Source organism: Ureibacillus sp. 179-F W5.1 NHS (genome assembly GCF_045369345.1).
In the GTDB taxonomy this organism is placed as follows: Bacteria; Bacillota; Bacilli; order Bacillales_A; family Planococcaceae; genus Ureibacillus; species Ureibacillus halotolerans.
Genome location: NZ_JBIQFG010000031.1, coordinates 14,503 through 38,214, shown reverse-complemented (window position 1 = coordinate 38,214; position 23,712 = coordinate 14,503). Strand labels below are relative to the sequence as shown.

Genomic DNA, 23,712 nt, shown 5'->3' with positions numbered 1-23,712 from the left:
CATTATATCGAGAGGAGTTTTTAATTCCATCTCCATTACCACTCTAAAAGTATATTTTCACACGTGCAGAGCACGTGATTTTAAAAGAATTAATAAAGCAATCTCTTCCCTTTCACGGAAGAGATTGCTTATTTATTTACATAAATTGTTTAACAGCCTCGGTAAAGCTTTTCGGGTCTTCTAACATACCGAGATGACCGGTTTTCGTTATGACTTTTTCCACGTTTTCATTCTTTGTTTGAATTGGTTGTACAATGCCATCTTCTGATCCTTCAATGACTAATATCGGCATTGTTGTATTGTCAACAAAGTTTTGTTGATTAGGTCGGGACTTCATCGCTTCAAGGGCGACAATTAAACCTTCTTCAGATGCACGGTAACCAATTTGCCGAGCAAATTGAATTTGCTCTTCTTTTGCATTATTACTAAAAAATGCCCCAATTAATTGATCAACAAAAGGTTCTACCCCTATTAAAGGAATTTGTTGCTGTTGTTTCGTTCGTTTTTCCTTTTGTTCCTCATTATCAGCACCATGGTATGAGTAGGCTAAAATAGCCCGTTTTATCGGAGCAACTTTTCCTTCAAGGGCTGCTAATACAATGTAACCGCCTAAAGAATGACCGAACCAAGTTGCTTCCGTTACTCCTTCATGTTGTAGCACTTCTGTAACTGCTTGTGCATAATCATATACCGTATAACGGTCTTTTTCGAGTTTACTCGAACCATGTCCCGGTAAATCCACTGCAATGACATCATAATGGGAAGAAAGATCTTCGATTACATCTTGAAATATCTCCTTTGCACCTAAAAAACCGTGGACCAATACTAAAACTTCACCTGTACCTTTTCTTATATATTGTAACATTTCAATGCCCCTTCCATATCGTTACTTCTTTTTACCTTTTCCCAAAATTCCTATTGGTAAAACAACTCCTTTAAAACAATTAATAATCTACCGGAATACTATATTATTAAAAATAATCTAAAAACCTTTCCTTCACTTAGAAGTTTATATAACTAGATTTCTTGGATTCTATTTTTCTAATTATATAATTATGAAATAATTACTTATTCCTTTATGGACATAACCATGATAAACTAATTTTTAAATAAAGTGTTCATTAGAGAAGTACATTTGTCCATTCTACTAACAATATTACTAACAACTTGGAGGAAAACATGAAAAACATGATACATATGTGGAATCAAATTAGCCTTGTTGTACGAATCATTATCGGTATTATTATCGGAGTAATTTTAGCATTAACAATTCCTGAAGCTGCAAGTTGGATTTCTATTTTGGGTTCCCTATTTGTTGGGGCGTTAAAAGCCGTTGCACCAATTTTAGTTCTTATTTTAGTCATGCATGCTATTTCTAGCCATAAAAGCGGCAAAAAAACGAATATGAAATCCATTTTAGGTCTTTATGCAATTGGTACGCTTTCTGCTGGGGCCGTTGGTGTTATCGCAAGCTTCCTGTTTCCCGTTACTTTGAAGCTTACAACTGGTGCTGAAGAAATATCACCTCCAGAAGGTGTATTAGAAGTTATTCGAACTTTACTTTTTAATCTTATAAGTAACCCTATTGACGCGATTGTAAATGCGAATTATCTTGGAATTTTAACGTGGGCAATTGTCCTTGGCTTTGCATTAAAGAATGCAGCCGATTCTACAAAAACAATGATAGGGAATTTTTCCGATGCTATTACGAAAATAGTTAAGTGGGTTATTGATCTAGCACCCTTTGGAATTATGGGTCTAGTCTATGAAGCTATCACTAAAAACGGTCTTTCAGCTTTGGGGGATTATGGAAAACTTCTAATATTGTTATTAGGCTGTATGTTCTTTGTAGCACTCGTAGTAAATCCAATCATTACGTTTATCTTTACCCGTGAAAATCCATATCCACTTGTATTTAAAACATTAAAAGAAAGTGCTATTACTGCATTTTTTACTCGGAGTTCCGCAGCGAACATTCCAGTTAATTTAACTTTATGTAAAAAATTGGGGTTGGATGAAGATACGTATTCCGTCTCAATCCCGTTAGGCGCAACTATAAATATGGCAGGCGCCTCTGTTACAATCTCAGTATTAACATTAGCAGCTGCCAATACACTAGGAATTGAAGTGGATATATGGACAGCCACTATACTAATGTTTTTATCTGCCGTTTCAGCAGCTGGTGCATCGGGTGTTGCTGGTGGATCCCTATTATTAATTCCACTTGCTTGTAGTTTATTAGGCATTTCAAACGATATTGCGATGCAGGTGGTTGCGGTCGGTTTCATTATTAGTGTTTTACAAGACTCTTGTGAAACTGCCTTGAATTCATCTTCTGACGTGTTATTTACTGCCACTGCTGAGTTGGCAAAAAAACGAAAAGAAGGTCCAATTGCTTAAGTATATAAAGTATCTTTTTTAAAGAAACGCATGACTGCTAATATTGCAGTTATGCGTTTTAAATTTTATCCGCGATATTTGAAAGTTAATCCTTTTAAGAAGTTTCGTGTGAAATTGTCTCCACACTCTTTATAGTTTCGATGATCAGCTTTTCTTAAAATAGCACCAAGTTCACCCTTCGATACATTCAAGCCTGCTTCATAAAAAATCTCAATCATATCCTCAGTCGTTAAACTTAAGGCTACTTTCACTTTCTTTAACAATAAGTTATTAGGTGTATCTTTTTTACTGGAAACTTGTACTACCGGCTTTTCTTGTCCTGGCTTTACTTCTTGTTTCCCTCGTTTAAACGTTACGAAACCATTTAAAAATGCTTCTAACATTTCGTACGTACAAGGTGTAAATTCATCCGTCGGCGTTAAATCATATTCTCCATCTTCCGTTTGCTTTGGTTTTGTTAAAATTTTTAACACTTCTTCTTTTGAAACATCAAAACCACCTAATTTGAACATTTCCACCATATCGGTATTTTTAATATCTAATGCATAACGTAATCGTATTAATAGATCGTTGTTTGTCATGATTAATTCTCCTTTTTTCATCATCCCATTCATTAAAAGGGATCATACAAAAATATTTCCCCCGATAACAAATGAAACATTACCTATTATCAATTTCTTAATGAATGTATACTTGATTAGTTTCTCAATAATTGTTATAAATTATCATTTTACACGAAAAATGTACAGTATTTATATAAGAAAACCTGACAATCTTTATAGGATCATCAGGTTTCCAATAAATATATTTAACGATTTTCTTCTTCGTCTCCCCAACATTCAACGTCCCCAATATTCGGTACATTTTTCTTGTAGAAGACTGGATCCTTACCGTTTTTACGTTGTACTATATAATCGTTAATGACTGGTTTAGCCACTTTCCATAATAATAGAATAGCAATTAAGTTGATAACTGCCATAATCGCCATAAACAAATCAGCTAAATCCCAAACAACTTGTACTTTTGCTATAGATCCAAACATCACAAAGCCAACTACTAAAACTCGGAAAACTTGTAAAAAGGTTTTTGATTCTTTAATAAACCCGATATTTGTTTCACCATAATAGTAGTTCCCTATCACCGTACTATACGCAAATAAGAAGACCGCTATTGCTAAAAAGATTCCTGCCCAATCACCTAAATTACTCACTAAAGAAACTTGTGTTAAATTTACAGACGCAGCATCTGATTTAAGATAGGCATCACTAAGTAATACGATCGCAGCAGTTGAAGTACAAACGAGCAGTGTATCAATAAATACACCTAATGTTTGGATTAACCCTTGTTTAACCGGGTGTGATACATCGGCAGTTGCTGCTGCATTTGGAGCAGAACCTATACCTGCTTCATTGGAGAATAAACCACGTTTAACCCCTTGCAATACAGCTGCCCCTATAATTCCGGCAAATGCCTCTTCTAATCCGAAGGCCGATTTAAAAATGAGCATAAAAACATTCGGTAGTTCAGTAATATTTAAAATAACAACAAGTAAAGCAATGCCAATATATGCAATTGCCATTACTGGTACAATAATTTGAGTCACACTTACAATTCGTTTTAACCCACCAAAAACGATAACAGCCGTTAAAGCGGAAAGTATAACACCGACAACTACACGATTTGTACCGAAACTTTCTTCAAATGCAATTGTAATTGTATTTGCTTGTACAGCGTTAAACACAAAACCATAAGTTAGTGTAATAACGATGGCAAAAAGAACACCCATCCACCGTTTTTTCAAACCCTTTTCCATATAGTAGGCAGGGCCACCACGATACATACTGCCGTCTTTTACTTTATAAACTTGGGCTAACGTACTTTCAATTAAAGCAGATGCCCCACCAATTAAAGCGATCATCCACATCCAAAATACAGCTCCAGGACCACCAAGAGCAACCGCCGTCGCTACCCCGGCTATGTTCCCCGTCCCAATACGAGAAGCTGCAGAGATAGTAAACGCTTGGAAAGAAGAAACACCTTTTTTACCTGACTTATCCTTTGGGGATTTTTCTGTAAGTAATTTAAACATATCCGGAATTAAACGGAACTGAATAAACTTTGTTTTAAACGTGAAAAATAATCCTGCTCCTACTAATAAAATAATTAATAACCTAGAATATAAAAAATTGTTTACATCGCCTAATAGACTACCAAACCAATCCATACATTTCCCTCCTTCATTCGTTACTACCAATTAAAAATTCTTAAAAAAGAATTTTATAGTTGTTCAATTCATTTTTACAAAGGTGTCAAACAGAATTCACCTAAAATTAAAATGCTTTAAAATATTTCTTTCAATCTATCTAAAAGGGAGCAATCTCTCTTTTAAAAAAACAGATAAAAGGCGAAAAATTGCTTTTTCAAAACAACTTTTGGAGTTTTACTAAGAGATAAATTTACACACAACATTAAAAATTATAACAGGATAGCAATAAATAAGTAAAGAGTAGCATTTTTATTCATTTCCGATATAAATTATTACACTTAGAGAAACAAGGATTTCTAACGGGTTTAATGGCACTTTACAAAAGATAAAAAATGTACTCTAAAGTCAAAAAACATTATATATTGAATATTTTTTAATTTTTAAAAAAACTAAAAATTAATAAAAAAAGAATTAGTCCCCCCATTTAAAAGAGACTAATCCTTTACTTTTGGTTAAGTATTTTATTCTACTTTTCCGAATGCATCTTTCATAATATAATACGATTTTTTCAATCGTTCACTATATCGAGGTTCGTTCCAAGTATCCCAAGTATAAGGTAAAAGAGATAATTCATTTCCGGACATTTCTGGTATACTGCCCGTTACTTTTCCATCTTTTTCAAATACGACACCAAGGGAAATATTTTCGACTTTAACTGTTGCTTGCCCTCCATCCTTCTGTAAGTCCCCGATAAACTCTCTTTGACTCGGGTCTTTGGATTGAAGCAGTAGCCATGGAATACGTATTTCTAACTTATCTCCATTCCACATATAGTCTGCTAAAGAATCATAATCTCTTGATTCAGGATTGCCATTTCCTTCTCGAAGTTTCCCCGTTTCATAGGAACTCACCGGAATAATGTCTCCAGTCTTCGGAATTTCCAGACCTCTATTTAGCATATATTCGATTGGTTGGAATGTACCACTATTTTTTACTGGTATCGAAGGAGCCGGATCTAATAAATTCAATCCTTGCTTTCCATACATATAAGTATATAAATCGTAATAAGGGTCAATTTCCATACGAGATTCCTGTTGATTTCGACTAACGGTTGCCATGAAATCAACACCGTTCTGAATCGATAGACTTGGCCATTGTTCCACCTTCGTATTCCCTTGATTTCCTACGACATCAAATAAAATATGTGGAGTGTTATCTTTTAAATTTTGACCTTCTAATTTTATATACAAATAGCGTTCATCATAATCAACGGTAAAAGTTGTCTCTCCATCATAAAGGGCTTTTGTATCCCAATCACTTACATCACCGTCAACCTTAATTTTCAATCGGTCGAAGCTAAGTAAACCATAATTTTGCTCACTCGTTTGTACATTTGACCAATATGGACGACGGTCCGGATTATCATAATCAACAGTATTCCATGTACGCTTAAACCATTCATCCTGCCAAGTAAATAACAATCCACCCATTAAATTTTCAGCCATAATATCTTCAAACAAACTTTTTAATATTTTGCCCTGTTGTTGTTCATTTAAAAATCCTTGATTCCACCCGTATGGATTTTCATGGGTTAAGCCACGGGAAGAAGGAACACCAAATTCAGCAATTAAAACCGGTAGACGATGGGCAGCATGAAGATCTGCTAAATAACCGGCATAACTGTTTTTATTGCCTCTATGATCCACAAAATTTAATAATCTTTCATCATAATTTAAAAAGTCAGGATAATATGGGTATACATGATATGAAGCAAATTGACCTGTTTGTTCCGCTTCCCCTTTTGTATAAATAACATTTGGATTAACACTTACCATATCCTCTTCTTCACTTGGCTCATATGGATGTTCAAGTAGATCGGTTGTTATCCAATTGGTGAAGCTCATTGGTCTAATCCAATTATACGTTTCAAATTCATAATTTAATATATAATCCATTTGTTCGGCTATCCAATGCTCAAAGGGGGATGCTTCTTCAGTATAGAAAAATTTGCCATCATATTCCCCAATATCCACATGCTGATCATTTGTTCCTTGAACCATTTTAGGGTACCACTCAATCCCTATCAACCAGCCGGCGATGTACTCTGATACGTCTGCTTGGTAAACACCGGATGCATGCCCTGGTCTTTTCTCAAGAACAGCATTACCATGAACAACGTCTACCATCGTTTTCATTTCATGTTGGAAGTCTGCTAAATTTTCCTCCTCATAGGCATCCAATGATTTTTTCAAACCATTTTCTTCTTCCTCTTCATTAATCCAAGCGCCGTGTAAAACATATAATTTTTTATCACTAGCTTCATTAAATCGTTTTAACGCATTGTAAAAGCCTGGCGGATGAATCGTATAAACACGAATCATATTCGCATTCATATCGGCAATCGATTCAAACCAACGATAATATTCCTCTTCTTTAATCGCGGCTTCTCCAGGGCTTGCACCTGGTTTCCCCATTCCTAAGTTAACCCCTTTAATAGTAACGGGTTGCCACTTGCCATCGACTTTTACTTCTAAACTATTTTCATTAATTCTGGATGTATATTGAAGATTGTCCTTTTTCGATACAGCGGATTCCATTTCTTCAAAACGATTCAGTATCTCTTCCATCACCGGAACATAAACAGACCAGTAAAATGCAGATTCATCGTTTTGTTTTAAAAGTTTATAAATAGATGCTAATCCTCTCATTTGATAGAAAGGTGGTAAACCTTTTACGTCGTTGTAATCACCAGCAAAATAGTAGCTTTTCGATTGATCATAGGAACGTTCTACTATAGCCGCAAACTCCTCTGGAATACCAAGCTCCTTTAGCTTTTTCTTCCCTTCATCAGTTAAAGACCAGTCGTAGTTTGCTAATGAAACAGCTCCGTTTTTCGGTGTAACAATATCAAACCAATATTGGTACTCTGGACTTTCTGAAAGGTCAAACTGTTCCTTTCCTTGTTCAGTAAACGTTAACCGAATTCCTTCTTCTGACACGTGTTTATCTAACTCAAGTACTTCTACTTGGTTCGTTATGTCATTTACTAATAAAAAGCCAGCACCTTTATATGGCCAGTTTTCACTATATTCCTCTTTCACCCATTGGGGCATTTCCATCCCCGAAAGACTTAAATCAGAGAAGTATCTGCCTGTCCATCCGTCCCATTCTAAACCTAAATAATCGGTAACGGCTCCTCTTACTTCAGCATTTGTAGGTGAAGCAAAAGTATTATATTCTGCGATCAATACACTTTTTTCATCGGAAGTTAAACGTTGGGCAATGGTCTCCCATTCTTCCATCTCAAGTCCTCCGTAAACTTTATCTGATTTTGATCCATGAATTTCTTTTGTATCGTTAAAATCCTCATCATAAACCCCGTATGTATCGGCTAAATAAATAACATCGTAATCATGATAATCATCAGGTAAAGCACGAGCAGATTCCTCTTTTTCCGGAGAATATCCGTAATAGTCCTCCGATTCCGCATAACTAGAATTTTCTTTCTTAAACTTTTCATAATTTAGTAGCCACGTTATGCCTTCATGTTCCCTGTAATCGGTTTTGGCAACGGTTTTATCGATGATCGCGACAGAGAGCTCATTTCCCTTATCTAAAAACCAGATTGCAACCGGTGCAATAAGTAGAACTAAAAAAACAGCTATGCCAATATATACTCTTTTCATTGCTGTCTAGACTCCTTTTCTGAAATACCAACTCGCTCCATACTTCCCCAGTCGTGTCTTCGAATCATAAAACGAATAATTCCTTCACATCTCCAAAATAATGTTAATGGACGATACCAAACAAGTTCAGTTAAAGCTACAGAGGATATGTGCATTAACTCTCGAAGTGTTGGATACCGATTCATACTCCACGCTTCTAAGATGAGAGTCATCATAGATAAGATGGATCCATACAATATAAATAATAGAATCGATAAGATGGCGAATTCTGAATATGTATTACCCATCAATAAAGCAACGATGACATATATATAACCACCTAACTCAATCACCGGTCCAAAACATTCAATTACCCAAAAATAAGGGAAAGAAACGAACCCGAGGGAACCATATTTCGGATTGAAAGTCATGGACTTATGCTTCCATAAACTTTCAATCAACCCTTGATGCCATCTTCTACGTTGATTTCTCAACATACCAACTGTTTGAGGAACTTCTGTCCAACAAACTGGCTCCGCAACAAATTCTATTCGTTTATCTGCCTTCCCTTCGCGAATGAGACGATGTAACTTAACGATAATCTCCATATCTTCACCGATCGTATCGACCGAATATCCGCCTACTTTTATTGCCCATTCCTTTGAAAAAACACTAAATGCCCCGGAAATAATTAACATCATATTGAAACGGCTAAATGCAATACGTCCCATTAAAAATGCCCTTAAATACTCTACAATTTGCATGACAACAAGTGGCCTGTTCGAAATTATCGTTTTCCTAATGGCACCCATTGATATATCAGTACCATTGGCAACTCGAATGTTTCCTCCTGCAGCAATTACTTTGCCGCCTGATTGTAAAATTGGCTTCATTACTCTTTGTAAGGCTGTTGGCTCAAGTATTGAATCACCATCTACTGAACAGAAATAGGGGAATCTTGATACATTCATTCCGGCATTTAACGCATCCGCTTTACCACCATTTTCTTTATCTATCAGCCATAAAGATGGATGTATCGTTGATTGATAAATATTTATAATCCTTTTCGTAGAAATATGGGGACGGTATACTTTTTCAACCGGCTTCATTTGGAAATAATCGATTACTATTTCCTTTGTTCTATCTGTTGAACCATCGTTAATAACGATAATCTCTTTATCCGGATAACGAAGGGATAATAAGGAATGTATGCTATTAATAATTCCTATTTCTTCATTAAATGCCGGTACAAGAATAGAAACCGGCTTTGTTTGAAAGGAATCTAAATACTCTTCATCGATCACCATTTTTTTCATTAAATATTGTTTTCTTAAATGACGTATTGCTAAAAAAAGCATGATTACATAAATTCCAATGGCAATTACACTGTAGACAATTATAAATTTACCAAAGAACAACATAATCCCATCGATTATCCAATCCATGACCAATCACCTTCTTTTCTTAGAACTTCTTGAGCGGCTTCAATGGCATAATTATCAGTAGCTGTCATTATGTATGTTTCAAGGGAAGCTCTTCCTTCATTATGTCGGGCAATCGTTTGAGCTGCCTGTACCCTTACTCGCCACTCCATGTCCTCCAATAAACGGAAAAGGATAGGTTTGCTTTTGCTAAATTTCACATATCGAGCCAATTTGGCTGCCATTAACCTTTCTTCCCAAGTCGCTGATTCAGATAGCTCTACACAAAATGCTTCTTCCTCAATGCCCAAATCATAAATTGCCTTTGCTACACGAATACGTATTTCTTTATCATCATCATGAACTAGCTCTAAAAGATATGGAATAGCCTCAAATGTATGCTTGTTCGATACCGTGTCAATTAGGGCATATTTTAAATGGGATTCGAATTCATTAAAATGAGCAAAAAAAGAAGTTAAAACGGAAAAAGAAAGGCGATTAAACAATATTCGGCAATCAAATTCTGTTAGAATCGATTGATACTGAAAGAGTAGCTGTTTAAAAGTCGATTCATCATATTTGGAGTAAATAGAGAGGAGTAAAATACACTCTTCCTTCTCCTTTTCCTCCTTCTGAACCCATTTACACTCCTTTAGCACCTCTATATTTCCGTAATCCTCTATTCGTGCTAAAGCGTTTAAACGGTTACTTCTCCGAGAACTGTTCAATAATTTTTTATAGTAATCATGTAAATATTGAGTGGCAATATAATGTAACTTCTCAGCTGTATGAGTTGCAGTCAAACTAGTAACATATACATTTGCCAATTCCTCATACCCTATGATTTCCTCTCGTTGCTTTGGTATAAAAGATTCAATAAGTTCACCATCATTAATGAAGTAGTCATACCAAGCTGATTCTGTTTTGTTTTTATAGTGATCTATAGTCGTTCTACGATGCTCTTCTTGGCTTTTTTTCCAAAGAAGATGCAAGCTTAATAGAATGAAACTAATGATGCAAACAACGATTAACCAAAAAACAGTGATTATTGCGTCGTTCATCTCCATAACCCCTTACAAGTTCGTTTTATTTGCGCTTCAAATAAACGAATATTAATTGGTTTTATGAAAAATCCATCTACACCTTTCTCATAGGAACGAATCATTTCTTCTTCTGATTGATTACTCGTCATCATAAAGACGATGAATTTTTGTTGATTTGGCATTTGTCGAAGCGTATGTAAAATATCGAGTCCGTTCCGCCTTGGCAAAATATCATTTAAAATAACGATGTGCATATGGGCTGATTTAATCCAATCCGATTCTAAAAAGGCTTGACCATCCTCAAAAACTTGAAGATCCAGTTTCATTCCATCAAGATGTATAGATTTAATTGTCGTAGCAAGAACTTTTCTGAACATCGAATTTTCTTCAAGAATACTTACTTTAATTTGTTCTATTTTTCTCTCTTCAAAATCACGTACTCGATGTACACCAGGCAGTTGAACAGCTTCCAACCCCTTTTCCACTATTTCGTTAAATTCCGCTGATTCATTTCGAATTTCAATCATACAGGCCGTGAAAGGTTCACTAATAATTGGTTTACGGGACTCTAATCGATTAAGTAGGGCGGAAGCTTCATTGGCACCACTTTGAGTTAACAAAAGTCCCCAAGTATTTTGCTGATCTACTTGAAATAGGACATCCGTTAAACGAATTTCATTTGCAAGAAAATCACGAATCGCTTCATAGGTACGCGCATCAAGTTTTTCATGAATTTTTAATAAAAGAATTGTAAATGGTTGACGTGAACGGTGAATAGACGCTTTAACCATCTCAAAAAATGGACGTACTTCTCTTTCATTAAATACAGATGTAACTGTTGTCATTGTATTTACATTCCTTTTCTACATATTTTTCAATGTTAACTTTTAGTTACTTTTATTGAATAATTTACCAATATATTATGGAGGGTCATAGGAGAGCTCACAATAGAGCACCCCTCCCCTCAAGTGAAAAAATTTATTTTGTTACTTCTTCTAAACTTTTATAAGGGACTGCTACGTTAAATGTTACAGTCGTACCACATCCTGGAACACTTTCAATAATCAATCCTTTACCACTTAAATGGATAAGACGTTTATTTGTATTCGTTAAACCAAGACCTTTATTTGAATTCGATAACTTTTTCTCCAACACATGGGAATGAACACCTTTCCCATCATCTACTATTTTAACTTCCACATTGTCATCTTTTTTCACAATGGAAATACTTACTGTTAATACTGGTTGATGTTCTGACATGCCATGACGGACTGCATTTTCAACTAACGTTTGAATGGAAAGGGGCGGAACTTTTGCATGTAGGCATTCACTATCTACATTCCAATGAACAGATAAACGGCTACCAAAGCGTTGCTGTTCAATAAATAGATAAGACTTCACCAGTTCTAATTCATTTTCAATGAAAATAGCATCCTGTAAATTACCTGCATCAAAACTTTTTTGCAAATAGTTTCCAAACTCATATAACAGCGTACTCATTTTATCAGGATCAATCTCACTTAAAGCAATAATGGCATTTAGTGTATTAAACAAGAAATGGGGCTGTATTTGAGCTTGGAGCAGAGCCGCTTCCGTCTGTGTCTGTTTATATAAGGATGTTTTCAGCTGAATTAGAGATGATACTCTAGCAAGTAGTTCTGCCTGTTCAACCGGCTTCTTCACATAATCATTTGCCCCCGCTTGGAAACCAGCTTGTATGTCTTCTACACGACTTCTAGCAGTTAAAAGTAATACGGGCAATTCTAACATAGAAAAAACTTCCCTTATTCTTGAAGTCAATTCGTATCCAGACATTTTTGGCATCATGACATCCGATACTACAATACTCCATTTTTCGCTATATAGCTGTTGTAACGCTTCTTCTGCACCAAGGCATGCCTTGACGGAATAACCTTCCTTCTCTAATATGCTACTGACAACCTTTAAGTTGACTGGGTCATCATCTACTAGTAACACATGAACATCACTTTCCAGAGCATCTTGGTGCTCTTGAACTATATCAGGTATTCCTTCATTAAAGATAATTTGACGCTCACCTTGTTCATGACTAATTGGTAAGGAGAACGAAAAGGAAGAACCTACTCCAGGAGAAGATGTAACAAATATTTCTCCTCCATGTAACTCGACTAACTGGGCACAAATGCTTAAACCAAGCCCAAGTCCTCCCCTTGAAGAAGTAATGCTTGAATCCGCCTGTTCATACGGTTGGAAGATCCGTTTTTGCAATTCCTCATCCATTCCAATTCCTGTATCTTTTATCGTAATAATCGCCTTACCATCTTTCTCTTCTGCTGATACGGCAATTAAGCCATCTTCCGTAAACTTTAATGCATTTTGAACAAGATTAAAGACAATTTGAATCGTTCTGTTTTCATCCGCCTTTACAGTTGGGAAAGAAGATGGAATATCATTAATCAATTCAACAGGTCTTCCTTCTTTTGAATACTTTAGCAAGTTAAAAACATATTCGACAATCCCGTGCAAATGGACAGGCTGTAGAGTTAAATGAACTTTTCCTTCCTTAAGGGTAGAAAGATCCGTTAGGTCATTTAACGTATGAGACATGTTTCGTGCAACGGATTCCATCATTCTTACCCGTTCTTTTGTATCTTCTGGCAACGGTTCCCGTAATAATGTTTGAGCGATGTTCATCATCGCATGTAACGGATTTCGAAGTTCATGAGACGTATTCACTAAGAAATCGTCTTTTCGTTTATCATCCCGTTGGAGTTTTTCATTGAGTTCTTTTCTTTCCTCGGATGTGTGATAAAAAGTTTTAAACCAGTACAATGCAAAGCACACGACAGCAATTAGTAAGTCAAATGGATAAAACGGAATACCTATTTCTAATACTCGACCTTTAATAGAACCCCAAAATGTACTAGATGAAATGGCAATCACTGTAAATACTAAATAAATAGAATATGGTGTCTTAATAGAGATTTTTTTATTGAAAATTAATGGAATTAAAACGGCCGGTGTAAGCATTAATATCGAATAAATAGGCGATAAAATGTAATTAAACTCATTATAGTCTAAGCAAAGTATAGCGATTATGTAAAAAATAGAAACTGCACTAAATAATTTAAATGTTCGATTAAACTGATCCTTCACAAGAGTTTTTAAATAAAATACACTTAATATGTAAGCCGAAGCATAAAATAAAAGAGTAAGTTTTATTCTTTCTTCAAAACCAATTTCTGGCCAAATTACACGAATGAGTTGATCATCATCGAATATGATAGAAACGGCCATGCTGAACACTGCACCAGCAAATAAAAGTAGCTTTTTTTGTTTAAAAACAAATAAATAAAGAACTAAAATATAAATTCCGTGGAAAAACAGAACCGCAAAGCCAATCAATTGTAACCCCATACTAAAATGCTCATGGGCTTCAACTGCATTAACTCCACCAAAATAAATGGTACGTCCAATTCCTCCCCGTTTTATATGATCAAAATTAGAGACTTGTATTACGATATCAATTTTACCCGCAGCTGGTTGAGCGTTAACTGAAAATGGCATTTCATTAGGCTCAGAGGTAGCTTTATTCGCACCTACTTTTCCGAGTTCACCCACTTCTTCACCATTTATATAAACTCGAGATGCAGTACTAATTCCCATAAACCGAAGCCGATACATATTTGAATCATTAGGATTAGTAATGATTCGCAAATGATATGTTCCATGTCCAAACGAACTTTCCTGTTCATTTTGGTCGACACTTCTCCAATCCGATGGTACACGGATTGGTGTAGCATCTCCTTCATCTGAAAGTTGATTTGGATTTACAAACTTATCTGGATAAAAAGCCCATTCTCCGTTTACTGGCATTACTTCACTCATTAAATCGGCTGATCTTATATCTAAAACACCATCCTCAGCCTTTGGTCGATCGGGATCGTTATAATAAAACAACCAAGCTAATCGAAAACTTGTTAAAAGTATGATAAAACTAAGGATTATCAGCCATTTTTTCTTACTTTTCATTCGTTTATTTACTCCAATACAATAAGTTACTTCCCATTTAAAAGAAAAACTGTCAATCGATAGATTCTATTCAACAATTTCGATTCATGATAAATATCTATCATTCATATCGATATTTTGCTAGAAAAAACTTTATTTTCGTTACTCATCTCAACATATTGTAACAGTAAAGATAACCGTTTCCAATATGCCGGTCATTACGTTGGCCGACTAAAGTCCTTACAAAACTCTTACAAAATTACTATATTGAATAGTTTCCATTCTTTTATTTGCCATCGTAAAGACTATACATTTTTTCTATTGTGGATTTTGACTTCGCTCTATACATTGCACGATCTGCATACTCAATTAATTCATTGGCATTTTGACTATGTTCCGGAAACAAGCTTATTCCTATACTTGCGCCTAAATGTAATTGATTATTTTCAACAGAAAAAGGGGTGTCAAATACTTCTATTAATTGTTTGATCTTTTCATCTAAATAATCTGCTTGTTCAATAATAAGAACAAATTCATCTCCACTAAAATGAAAAGCATGTATCCCATTGTTCGATAATGTCAAAAGACGTGCTGCAACATCTTTTAAAATGGCATCCCCTACAAAATGTCCGAATATATCATTAATTTTTTTAAACTTATTTAAATCAACAAATACGACTGCAAGATTTGTTTTACTTTCTTGGGCCATTTGCATATAAGCTTCAATCGACATATAAAGCATTTGTCTATTTGGCAACTCTGTTAGTTCATGATGTAAGGCTAAATATTTCCATCTATCTGCTTCTACTTCATCACCAATCAATTCAATAGGATGTAAATAGACCCTATCCATATCGTTCCCCCTACTTTTATTACAATATCTTCATATTCTAGCTGTTACATCTTACAAAATTCTTTCTTTTCTCTTAAAATAAGAAATATATAGAAAAAATCGGGGTGAGAACAAGATGATTCGCGCTATTATAGCAGATGATGAGCCGCTTTCAATTGAACTTATGAAAAAACGGCTAGCAGATATTGGGGTTGAAATAATCGGCGCTTATACAGATGCTTATACTTTAATTTCAGATTTAAAAAACATATCTTTTAATACGGCTTTTTTAGATATTCAAATGCCGGGTATTAGCGGAATGGATTTAGCCGCCTTAATCCATGAAGAAAATCCTACTGTTCAAGTAGTGTTTGTTACGGCACATCGTGACTATGCCATACAAGCTTTTGAACTTGAAACAACGGATTATTTATTAAAACCCGTATTAAAAGAAAGACTTAATAAAACGATTAATCGTATTCATGAACGACTGGAAGAAGAACATCTTAGTGAATCAATGGATCATTCCACTCTCCCATCCTTGGAAATCCGATGTTTTAAGCAACTATCTTTATCTTTCAATGGCGAACCGGTTCTTTGGAAGTCAGCTAAAATAAAGGAATTATTCGCTTTTTTCTTAATGCATTTAGATACACCCATTCACAGAGATTTATTAATCGACAAACTATGGGAAAACCACGACTATAAAAAAGCAAAAATACATCTTCACACATGTATTTCATACATAAGAAAAATGCTTGAATCTTTCCATCCAAATCACACTCTGTCTTTTGCCGGACAGCACTATACGCTTCATCTGGAACAAGCCTGGTGTGATGCGGTCGTTTTTGAACATATGCCAACTGTTGTTTCTTCAAAAAATATAGATACTATTGAAAGGAATATTCTTTTATATAATGGAGAATATTTAGAGGAAGAAGGGTAAGAGTGGGCACGGGTAAAAGCGAATGAACTTTCAGGGAAATTTATTTCCACCCTTTACAGTTTAGCTGATTACTACGAACAAGAACATTTAGATACTAAATACATTACTGTGCTTCAAAAAATTCTGCAGTTTAATCCTTATTCAGAATCCGCAGTAGTTCGGTTAATGAAGGTCTATATTCGCCTGGGTATGCGTGCAGATGCTCTTCATTTATATGAATCATTTAAACAATCATTATGTGAAGACCTTGGTATTTTTCCAGAGAAAGAAACAAGTCAAATTTACACCCTTTTAAAACAAGGCGACCTTTAGTACTTTTCCCTGCTAACCAACTCTTTCGTATACCTAATATCCCCCTTTAAACAAAAACCCTCTTTATTCAAAAGGAAAGTTCCCATTCAAAGTCAACTACCTATCATTAGTTGACTTTTTATTTACATAGTCCAGTTATTCGTGGATTAGTTCTTGAATTAGGACGAATCCTTTTTTATTTAAAAAAATGTTTCATTAATAAATTATTTCTTTGTCATTGTGTGATTGCATGAGACGTTTAGTAGTTACGCTGAATACAATGGAAAGAATAGATTTCCCCTTTCCCGTTCATTTCAATTTTTCCAAGTAAAAATGTCTAAAATATTTCCCTTCCCAAATCAAAATAGGCTTTCTTCCTATTAATTCATAAAGTTTTTTTCAAATATAAGATAATCAACTATATCAAATTTTTATAAGTCCATATTCTATTAGTGTCAAGTGGAGAAACTTGGTGATTTTTCAGGAAAGGAGGAGAATATTAGGTGAAACGTTGGAGATGTTCAAATTGTAGTCAGAAAAATTTTGAGGATAGACATCGCTGTAGACGATGCAGTTCCCCTAATCATTCGATGGAGGAGAGTAGCAGCAGTAGTAGCAGTAGCAGTAGTAGTAGCAGTAGCAGTAGTAGTAGCAGCAGCTGTAACAACGGGTTCAATTTTAACAATGAAATGATGATGGGAAGCACACTTCCAAACGCTACAGTTGCACAAAATTTTGATCAAGTTATGTTAGTAGAACAAACTTCTGACGAATTAATCTGGATTAAAGATTCCTGCAACATTACAGTTGATACAAATGATACACAAGCCGCAATTTCTCTTCAAGTTGGTTTACAACTTGCAATTGCTTTAGTAATCAGCATTTCTCTTGGTGATTCTATAGAAGGTCGAGCTGTAGCGCAAGAACTCTTCCAGAAGTTAGATAGTGAACAGACAAACAAACAAAAAGTTTACATCGAAAATTCTAAAGATGTTTCGATTACAACATCTGATACAGACCTTTCTGTGAATATTCAAGCATTGTTACAAGTGCTTGTATCACTAGTAGTGAAATTAGATGTTCTTTAATCTTTAAATTTTAGGGTGAAAGAGGTGAGAAGAATGGGAGAAAAAAAGTGGAGAGCATTAGATCATTGTGACGATAACAGCAGCAATATCGATTCCGATACAGCGCAAAATGCCGATCAAGTCATGAATACGACACAACAATCTTTTGAATGGATTATTGTAAAGGATTCAGAAGGTGTTAATGTTAATACAACAGATACTCAAGTTGCAATATCTTTACAACTAGCTATCCAAGCAGCAATTGCTATTGTAATTAGTATTACAATCGGTGACGATGATCAAGGCAATGCTGTTACACAAGATCTATTGCAGTTCATGAAAACAAAACAACGCAATACTCAAAAAACGATTATCGAAACATCTAAAAATGTTACAGTGAACACAACTGACACTGATGTATCAGTGAATATCCAAGCAATGCTACAAATTCTTCTAGCGCTTGTTGCTAAATTAGATATCTTATAGTATTGACACTAAAATAGCTCGGATAAATAGAAATATATAAAACTCATGAGAAATCTTCTAAATATATCCTAAAGCTAATCACTAGGTTATGTACTAAACAAAACATTTCCCAACAACAAAATAGGCAATTTTATGATCATCGGAACCTATTTATTAGTCGATTTTTTATGGGGAGAGAAGTTTTTCCACGTAACATACGAATCATTTATGTTGCGTGGGATATTATTTTTTGCATCAAAATTTACCATAAGTTTTTTGGATAATACTTAAATTTTATGAAAAACACGAAGAGGAACTAATAATCTTTCGTTTCCTCTTAACTAATCGTTGCATATGCTATTTAGAGCTACTTAATGTTAAGGAGTGATACGTATGAAGGATCCAAATGCAATTCCTAACAAAGTTGTTGACCTACTAGTTAGTGAAGTTCTCCGAAAAAATGGTGTTAATCTAGAGAACACTAAAAGTAAATTAACAGATGAACAAAAACAATCACTAAAAGAACTAGTAGAAGATTTAAAATCGCAAGTCGACGGTTTCGTTAACCAATCTACTACAAAAAAGAATAATTAATAAGAATGAAGATAAATCATCTATTCTTTATAAATTAAATACCCTCTAAAATGTTTAACAATCACTTTAGAGGGTATTTTCCCTTAAATTCTTTTTAAAAAAATGAATAACTTTCCCAGAATTCCTCCTCTATATCTTACCTTTTTTACGAGCTTCCATTTCTTCCTTCATTTCTGCATTCATCGCTTCAATCGATTGTTTACGGCGCTCATTTTTTTGTTTCAACATTTCCCGTTCTTCTGGACTTGCAAATTCCATACTCACTTCTGCTTCATGAAGTTTTCTTTCGGTGTTTTCGATCATGTCATGAAGACGTTCCACATTATTAAAGCGATTGTCTCGTTTTGGTTGTTTTTCGTTTGTCATCGTGTTCCTCCAAATACTGTTTTAAAGTAGTTTGGGTAACTTTTATCTATCTATTCAAATCAGTCAATAGGAACATAAATTTCAACTAAAGATTTGTAACAAGTTTTTTTAATTGTTTTTCATTTATTGGTCCTTTTATTGTATACTTCAATATTCCATTTGCATCCACAATAATAGTTGTTGGATAAGTGAGTACCTTAAAGGATTTCTCAAGGGACTTGTCTAGGTCTAAAAAGATTGGGAATTTTAAATCGTATAAATCTATAAATTTCTCGATATTTTTACGAATCTCAGATGAAGTGATATTGATTGCTAATAGCTCAACATTATCAGGCATATTGTCATAAAATGCTTTTAAATGAGGTGCCTCTTGTTGACACGGTCCACACCAAGATGCCCAAAAATTAATAATTAGAACCTTACCTCTGTATTCTTCTAACGTTGTAACAGACTTATCTAACTTAGTTAAAGGAGTATTGTAGTCTACCTTTACTGTTTCCATAGCCGTCGTTATCATTGGATTAAAATCCGTATCTTTTGTAATATCCTTCTTCACTAAAATGCCAATTAGTAAAATAATACATAAAGCTGAAAATATTAAGATAATTCTTATTCGTTGAATATTCAATTGCTTATGCCCCTATTCATAATGAAGAACCATTCAAAAATTTCTTCAGTTCAATTTCATCTCGAATAGGAATGCCGTCATTTCCTATAAGGGGAATCTCAGGTTTCAGTTTTCTTGCCTTCTCTACGGCATTATTGAAAATTTGAGATAAAATAAATCCGCGCTTTTGATAAAACTTTAAAGCTAATAAATTATCATTCGTTGTAACGAGCTTAAGGACGTTACAATTTTTATTCAAAGCAAGTCGTTCTACTTCTTGAACTAGGGCGGAACCTATTCCTTTCCCTTCTTCGACACTATCTAATGAGATAATCTCACACTCACCGTTTTGTATATCATAAGTGATTAAACCGATAATTTTATCTTCTTTTAAAACCGCGAAGCCGTCTAATGTACTACAATCATAAATTCCTGTTGAAATGACCATTTGAGGACTTCCCCAATGTTCTTTAAAAAATTCGATTACTTTTTCTTTAGACAGTTCATTTATTGCAACGACATTCATACTTCATCACCTCAATTAACTTACCTCATTTTATTTAAAAAGTTTTTAATAGCTTCCATCCGGATTTTATGGCCACAATCTTCGCAGCAAAATAAGTTGCTTTTTCTTTCTTTAACGTCTTTATATTGCTTAGATCCTTCATATACTTTATATTTTTGTTTGCAACTTAAACAAGTCACCTCATAGAAATTCACGCCCATCTACCCTCTCCTATTTAACTTCGTGTTGCCAATTCAAATATTTTAACGAACTCATTTACATAGTCATTAATGTTAGTTTCAGGGTTTCTCATTAACTCAATACAAAATCCGTCAATAACGTTTCGAATCGTTACTGCCATCACTCTAGCTGAGAAAGGCGTAAACTCCCGGAAAGTGCCATCCTCCATTCCTAAAAATAGAATCTTTTCAATTGGTTGAAAAATTCTTTCATCCAATTCGCCTACAAAGCGTAGTTTTCCATCTTCCGTTCGCTCGTTAGCCACAATTTCAATGACAGCAAATACATGCTTTCCATTTTTACTTATAAAATGTAAATTTGCCTCAATGTATTTCGATAACATTTCTTTTGGAGAGAGGTGAGAATCAAATTGTGGATTAATATAGGCTAAACAAGCATTGTAATAATCAATGACGACTTGCTCTAATAACTCTTCCTTACTAGCAAAGTGATAGGTAATAACCCCTTTACTAATATTTGCCCGTTTTGCAATTTTGCTTACCGATGCTTGGGCATAACCAAGTTCTGCAATCGTTTCAATCGCACATTCCACAATTTGATTTCTACGAGCTTTCTCGATAAAAGACTTTTCTTTTTTATTATTGGAATTATTTTTTGTACTCATGTTTAAATTTTAGTACAGTTGTACGAAAACTACAATGGCTATATCCCCAAAATAAAAGAGCATGGGATGAACGAATTGTTCAAAACATGCCCTTAAGAATATTATTCCGCCGCTAAAAGATCTGTACAGATTTTTTCAATATACGTTGTTTTCGTATGTTTCGGCTTTTGAATATAGTTTTCAATCGGATAAAGCTCGCTTAATTCCACTAGAACTTCCAATCCTAGTTTGTCAGAAAGCTCTTTCGAAATACTCGATACATCTACAATTTTCGTATATTGCAAGAAGAACGTCACGGTTTGATCAATTTGCTGAAGTTGCCATTGGAAAGGAATTTCATTTAACGTATAGATAGCTTCCTGTATATCGTAAAAGCTAAATGTATTTCCATGAACCGTTATACTTTCAATTTCCCTTCCATAATGAATCAGTACAGGAGTTTCATTACCACAACTGCAAGTATGGTCTTCTTGAATTTCGATTATATCTTCATTAAAGTAACGTAAAAGTGGCATTCCTTCTCGTGCTGTTGATAGAACACAATAACCTTTTTCATTGAAAGGTAATACTTGACCTTGTTCATCAACCACTTCAAATTTTACTTTTGGATGGGTTAAATGGAAATGACCTTCTTTACAAGAAAGGAACAAGGAACCCGTTTCTGTACTACCGAACAGCATATGTACAGGTACTCCGAATAATTGTTCAATATATTTTCTTCTAGATGGTGAAACTAATTCTCCCGCTACGATTAATGCACGTAAATTTGCTAAAGGAAATTGAACACCCATTGCCTTCGCCACGTGATAAAGTCTAATCGCTTCGTTGGAACCAATTGCGAGAATCGAAGGTTTTGTTTTTTGTAAAATTTCGACTACGCGGGATATTGGAGCAGCTAAATTCCATTGATCAGCTGAAATAAACCCAGCCTTTGCTTCCCTTGCTGTCCAATAAAGGATAAATGCTGGTAATGCAATAGCAAATGGGAAACGATTTAAAATAAGATCGTTTTCCGATAATTGCAAGTCTGAGTCCATTAATAATTTTGCCTCTTGTAAAGTATCGTTATGTGAAAACCAGCTAGGAGATGGTTTACCAGATGTTCCACTTGTTTCATGATAAGTAGCAATTTGCGAACGATCTACACCTAATAAGTCATATTCATCTACTTCTCTTAATTCTTTTTTCGTTGTAAACGGAATGGACTCCCATAGTTCCGTGTTAACATGTAAAAGTTTCTGTTGATAAAACTTACTTTGATTTGCGCAATTAATCAATTCCCTATTATTCACGAAAACATCCTCCTTCTCACTATTAATGCTTAACCATATCTTTTGTTGCAAAATTGAACTGCTCTACATCTTTCGTCATTTCTTTAATAAGGCGATTTAGTTTCTGGATGACAGCGACACCAGATTCTTGGAATTGTTTTGTTATCTCCACGTTATTTGTAATTTCCTCTGATCCTGCCGATAGTTGTTGTACTGCAGCTGAAACTTCATTAATTTGATCAGACACTGCTGTAATTTTTCCTTGAATTAAACTAAATTTCTCTTTTACATCTGAAACGACAGTAATTCCATTCATGACTGTATCTTGCCCTTCATTCATATAAGAAACGGATTGATCAATCGTATCTTGTATAGAAGAGACGATTTTTGAAATTTCATTGGACGAATCTTTCACTTCTTCTGATAATTTTCTTACTTCATCTGCTACGACTGCAAAGCCTTTACCATGTTCCCCAGCTCTTGCTGCTTCAATCGCTGCATTTAATGCTAGTAAATTCGTTTGGTTGGAAATATCGGTAATCGTTCCAACAATATTACCAATTTCTTTTGAGTATCGGGATAAATCACTGATTACTTGAGATAAGTTATTTACCGACTTATTGATAGCATTCATTTGAGCTGTTACAACTTCCAGTGATTCATACCCTTGAGAGCTTGTCTCGTTCGTTTCCTGGGATGTGCTCGCTACAATTTGGGCGCTTTTTGCAATTTGCTCAATACCGCTTGAAATTTCTAACATCGTTTTCGTATTATTTTCAACATTTTCTGCCTGTTTTAACGCACCCATCTCAGATCTTTCAGCGTAAACTGCGAGCTCTGCCAGTTTAGATTGGAAATTTTCGAGGTTAGGTAATAGCGCTTCCATTAATTCCATTGCTTCAGGTTCAGTTGAGTTAATGGATTTTACTTTAGACGAATCATTTGGTTCTTCTATTTGAGTTTCACTCTGTTTAGCGATGCCTTTCATCTGCGTTCGAAGAATCAATAAGAGAATAATAGAAGTTAAAATGGAAGCAATAACTAAAATATTGATTGGTTGAGTCAATAAACTACCCAATAATAGTGCATTGGGAATGAGTAAAAGCAAAATCCAAAGACTGTTTAATGTTTTTGACATAGTACATCTCCTTTTTATTAAAATTTAAGAAATTTTTGTT

At 34.7% G+C, this 23,712-nt stretch carries 21 protein-coding genes and 1 pseudogene; 7 read left to right on the top strand and 15 right to left on the bottom strand.

Annotated elements, in window-relative coordinates; translation table 11 throughout:
* Positions 1-136: 136 nt before the first annotated feature.
* A complete protein-coding gene (locus ACH0B5_RS13180) occupies positions 137-865 on the bottom strand; it encodes an alpha/beta fold hydrolase (protein ID WP_406927935.1) in 729 nt (242 codons plus the stop codon).
* A 314-nt stretch (positions 866-1,179) separates the two neighbouring features.
* Here ACH0B5_RS13180 and sstT point away from each other — a divergent pair, with 314 nt between their 5' ends.
* On the top strand, positions 1,180-2,400 hold the full coding sequence (sstT, locus tag ACH0B5_RS13175) for a serine/threonine transporter SstT (RefSeq protein WP_406927934.1): 1,221 nt from the start codon (positions 1,180-1,182) through the stop codon (positions 2,398-2,400).
* Positions 2,401-2,465: 65 nt separating this feature from the next.
* Here sstT and ACH0B5_RS13170 read toward each other — a convergent pair whose 3' ends face one another.
* The 8 genes from ACH0B5_RS13170 to ACH0B5_RS13135 all read right to left on the bottom strand — a co-directional run bounded on the left by ACH0B5_RS13170 (position 2,466) and on the right by ACH0B5_RS13135 (position 15,578).
* Complete coding sequence (locus ACH0B5_RS13170) at positions 2,466-2,981, bottom strand: YehS family protein (protein ID WP_406927933.1); 516 nt, start codon at positions 2,979-2,981, stop codon at positions 2,466-2,468.
* 227 nt (positions 2,982-3,208) lie between these two features.
* Positions 3,209-4,624 (bottom strand): alanine/glycine:cation symporter family protein, encoded by a 1,416-nt coding sequence (locus ACH0B5_RS13165; RefSeq protein ID WP_406927932.1) that lies wholly within the window; start codon positions 4,622-4,624, stop codon positions 3,209-3,211.
* A 503-nt stretch (positions 4,625-5,127) separates the two neighbouring features.
* Entirely contained in the window at positions 5,128-8,292 is a 3,165-nt protein-coding gene (locus ACH0B5_RS13160; RefSeq protein ID WP_406927931.1) for a glycoside hydrolase family 113 protein, read from the bottom strand.
* On the bottom strand, positions 8,289-9,716 hold the full coding sequence (locus tag ACH0B5_RS13155; RefSeq protein ID WP_122973415.1) for a glycosyltransferase family 2 protein: 1,428 nt from the start codon (positions 9,714-9,716) through the stop codon (positions 8,289-8,291). Before ACH0B5_RS13155 ends, ACH0B5_RS13160 begins: the two co-directional genes overlap by 4 nt.
* Entirely contained in the window at positions 9,704-10,753 is a 1,050-nt protein-coding gene (locus ACH0B5_RS13150) for a HEAT repeat domain-containing protein (protein WP_341362703.1), read from the bottom strand. The genes ACH0B5_RS13155 and ACH0B5_RS13150 overlap by 13 nt, the downstream gene beginning before the upstream one ends.
* A complete protein-coding gene (locus ACH0B5_RS13145) occupies positions 10,750-11,580 on the bottom strand; it encodes a response regulator (RefSeq protein ID WP_341362704.1) in 831 nt (276 codons plus the stop codon). The genes ACH0B5_RS13150 and ACH0B5_RS13145 overlap by 4 nt, the downstream gene beginning before the upstream one ends.
* Positions 11,581-11,713: 133 nt before the next feature.
* Positions 11,714-14,746: a hybrid sensor histidine kinase/response regulator gene (locus tag ACH0B5_RS13140; protein WP_406927930.1), complete on the bottom strand. Its 3,033-nt coding sequence runs from the start codon at positions 14,744-14,746 to the stop codon at positions 11,714-11,716.
* A gap of 265 nt (positions 14,747-15,011) precedes the next feature.
* Positions 15,012-15,578, bottom strand: coding sequence for a GGDEF domain-containing protein (locus tag ACH0B5_RS13135; protein ID WP_122973419.1), 567 nt, complete (start codon positions 15,576-15,578; stop codon positions 15,012-15,014).
* Between the two features lie 115 nt (positions 15,579-15,693).
* Here ACH0B5_RS13135 and ACH0B5_RS13130 point away from each other — a divergent pair, with 115 nt between their 5' ends.
* The 6 genes and pseudogenes from ACH0B5_RS13130 (at position 15,694) to ACH0B5_RS13105 (ending at position 18,920) form a co-directional block, all read left to right on the top strand.
* Positions 15,694-16,503, top strand: coding sequence for a response regulator (locus ACH0B5_RS13130; RefSeq protein ID WP_406927929.1), 810 nt, complete (start codon positions 15,694-15,696; stop codon positions 16,501-16,503).
* Positions 16,504-16,518: 15 nt separating this feature from the next.
* Positions 16,519-16,815, top strand: a pseudogene (locus tag ACH0B5_RS13125) (bacterial transcriptional activator domain-containing protein); the annotation flags it as partial.
* A gap of 522 nt (positions 16,816-17,337) precedes the next feature.
* Positions 17,338-17,487, top strand: a complete 150-nt coding sequence (locus ACH0B5_RS13120; protein ID WP_406927928.1) for a hypothetical protein — start codon at positions 17,338-17,340, stop codon at positions 17,485-17,487.
* Positions 17,488-17,489: 2 nt separating this feature from the next.
* Positions 17,490-17,882 (top strand): spore coat protein, encoded by a 393-nt coding sequence (locus ACH0B5_RS13115; RefSeq protein WP_241559386.1) that lies wholly within the window; start codon positions 17,490-17,492, stop codon positions 17,880-17,882.
* Positions 17,883-17,915: 33 nt separating this feature from the next.
* A complete protein-coding gene (locus ACH0B5_RS13110) occupies positions 17,916-18,347 on the top strand; it encodes a spore coat protein (RefSeq protein WP_122973476.1) in 432 nt (143 codons plus the stop codon).
* 372 nt (positions 18,348-18,719) lie between these two features.
* Positions 18,720-18,920: a spore coat protein gene (locus tag ACH0B5_RS13105; RefSeq protein ID WP_122973475.1), complete on the top strand. Its 201-nt coding sequence runs from the start codon at positions 18,720-18,722 to the stop codon at positions 18,918-18,920.
* Positions 18,921-19,049: 129 nt separating this feature from the next.
* Here ACH0B5_RS13105 and ACH0B5_RS13100 read toward each other — a convergent pair whose 3' ends face one another.
* From ACH0B5_RS13100 to ACH0B5_RS13075, 6 genes are all read right to left on the bottom strand, one after another.
* The gene (locus tag ACH0B5_RS13100) at positions 19,050-19,286 is read right to left on the bottom strand and encodes a small acid-soluble spore protein Tlp (protein ID WP_122973474.1); all 237 of its coding nucleotides are present in this window, start codon (positions 19,284-19,286) and stop codon (positions 19,050-19,052) included.
* A gap of 85 nt (positions 19,287-19,371) precedes the next feature.
* Positions 19,372-19,914, bottom strand: coding sequence for a TlpA family protein disulfide reductase (locus ACH0B5_RS13095; protein ID WP_406927927.1), 543 nt, complete (start codon positions 19,912-19,914; stop codon positions 19,372-19,374).
* A 16-nt stretch (positions 19,915-19,930) separates the two neighbouring features.
* Entirely contained in the window at positions 19,931-20,419 is a 489-nt protein-coding gene (locus ACH0B5_RS13090; RefSeq protein WP_341362710.1) for a GNAT family N-acetyltransferase, read from the bottom strand.
* 214 nt (positions 20,420-20,633) lie between these two features.
* Positions 20,634-21,263: a TetR/AcrR family transcriptional regulator gene (locus ACH0B5_RS13085; RefSeq protein WP_406927926.1), complete on the bottom strand. Its 630-nt coding sequence runs from the start codon at positions 21,261-21,263 to the stop codon at positions 20,634-20,636.
* 101 nt (positions 21,264-21,364) lie between these two features.
* Complete coding sequence (locus tag ACH0B5_RS13080) at positions 21,365-22,555, bottom strand: phenylacetate--CoA ligase family protein (RefSeq protein ID WP_406927925.1); 1,191 nt, start codon at positions 22,553-22,555, stop codon at positions 21,365-21,367.
* 22 nt (positions 22,556-22,577) lie between these two features.
* Entirely contained in the window at positions 22,578-23,672 is a 1,095-nt protein-coding gene (locus ACH0B5_RS13075; protein WP_341362713.1) for a methyl-accepting chemotaxis protein, read from the bottom strand.
* Positions 23,673-23,712 lie beyond the last annotated feature (40 nt).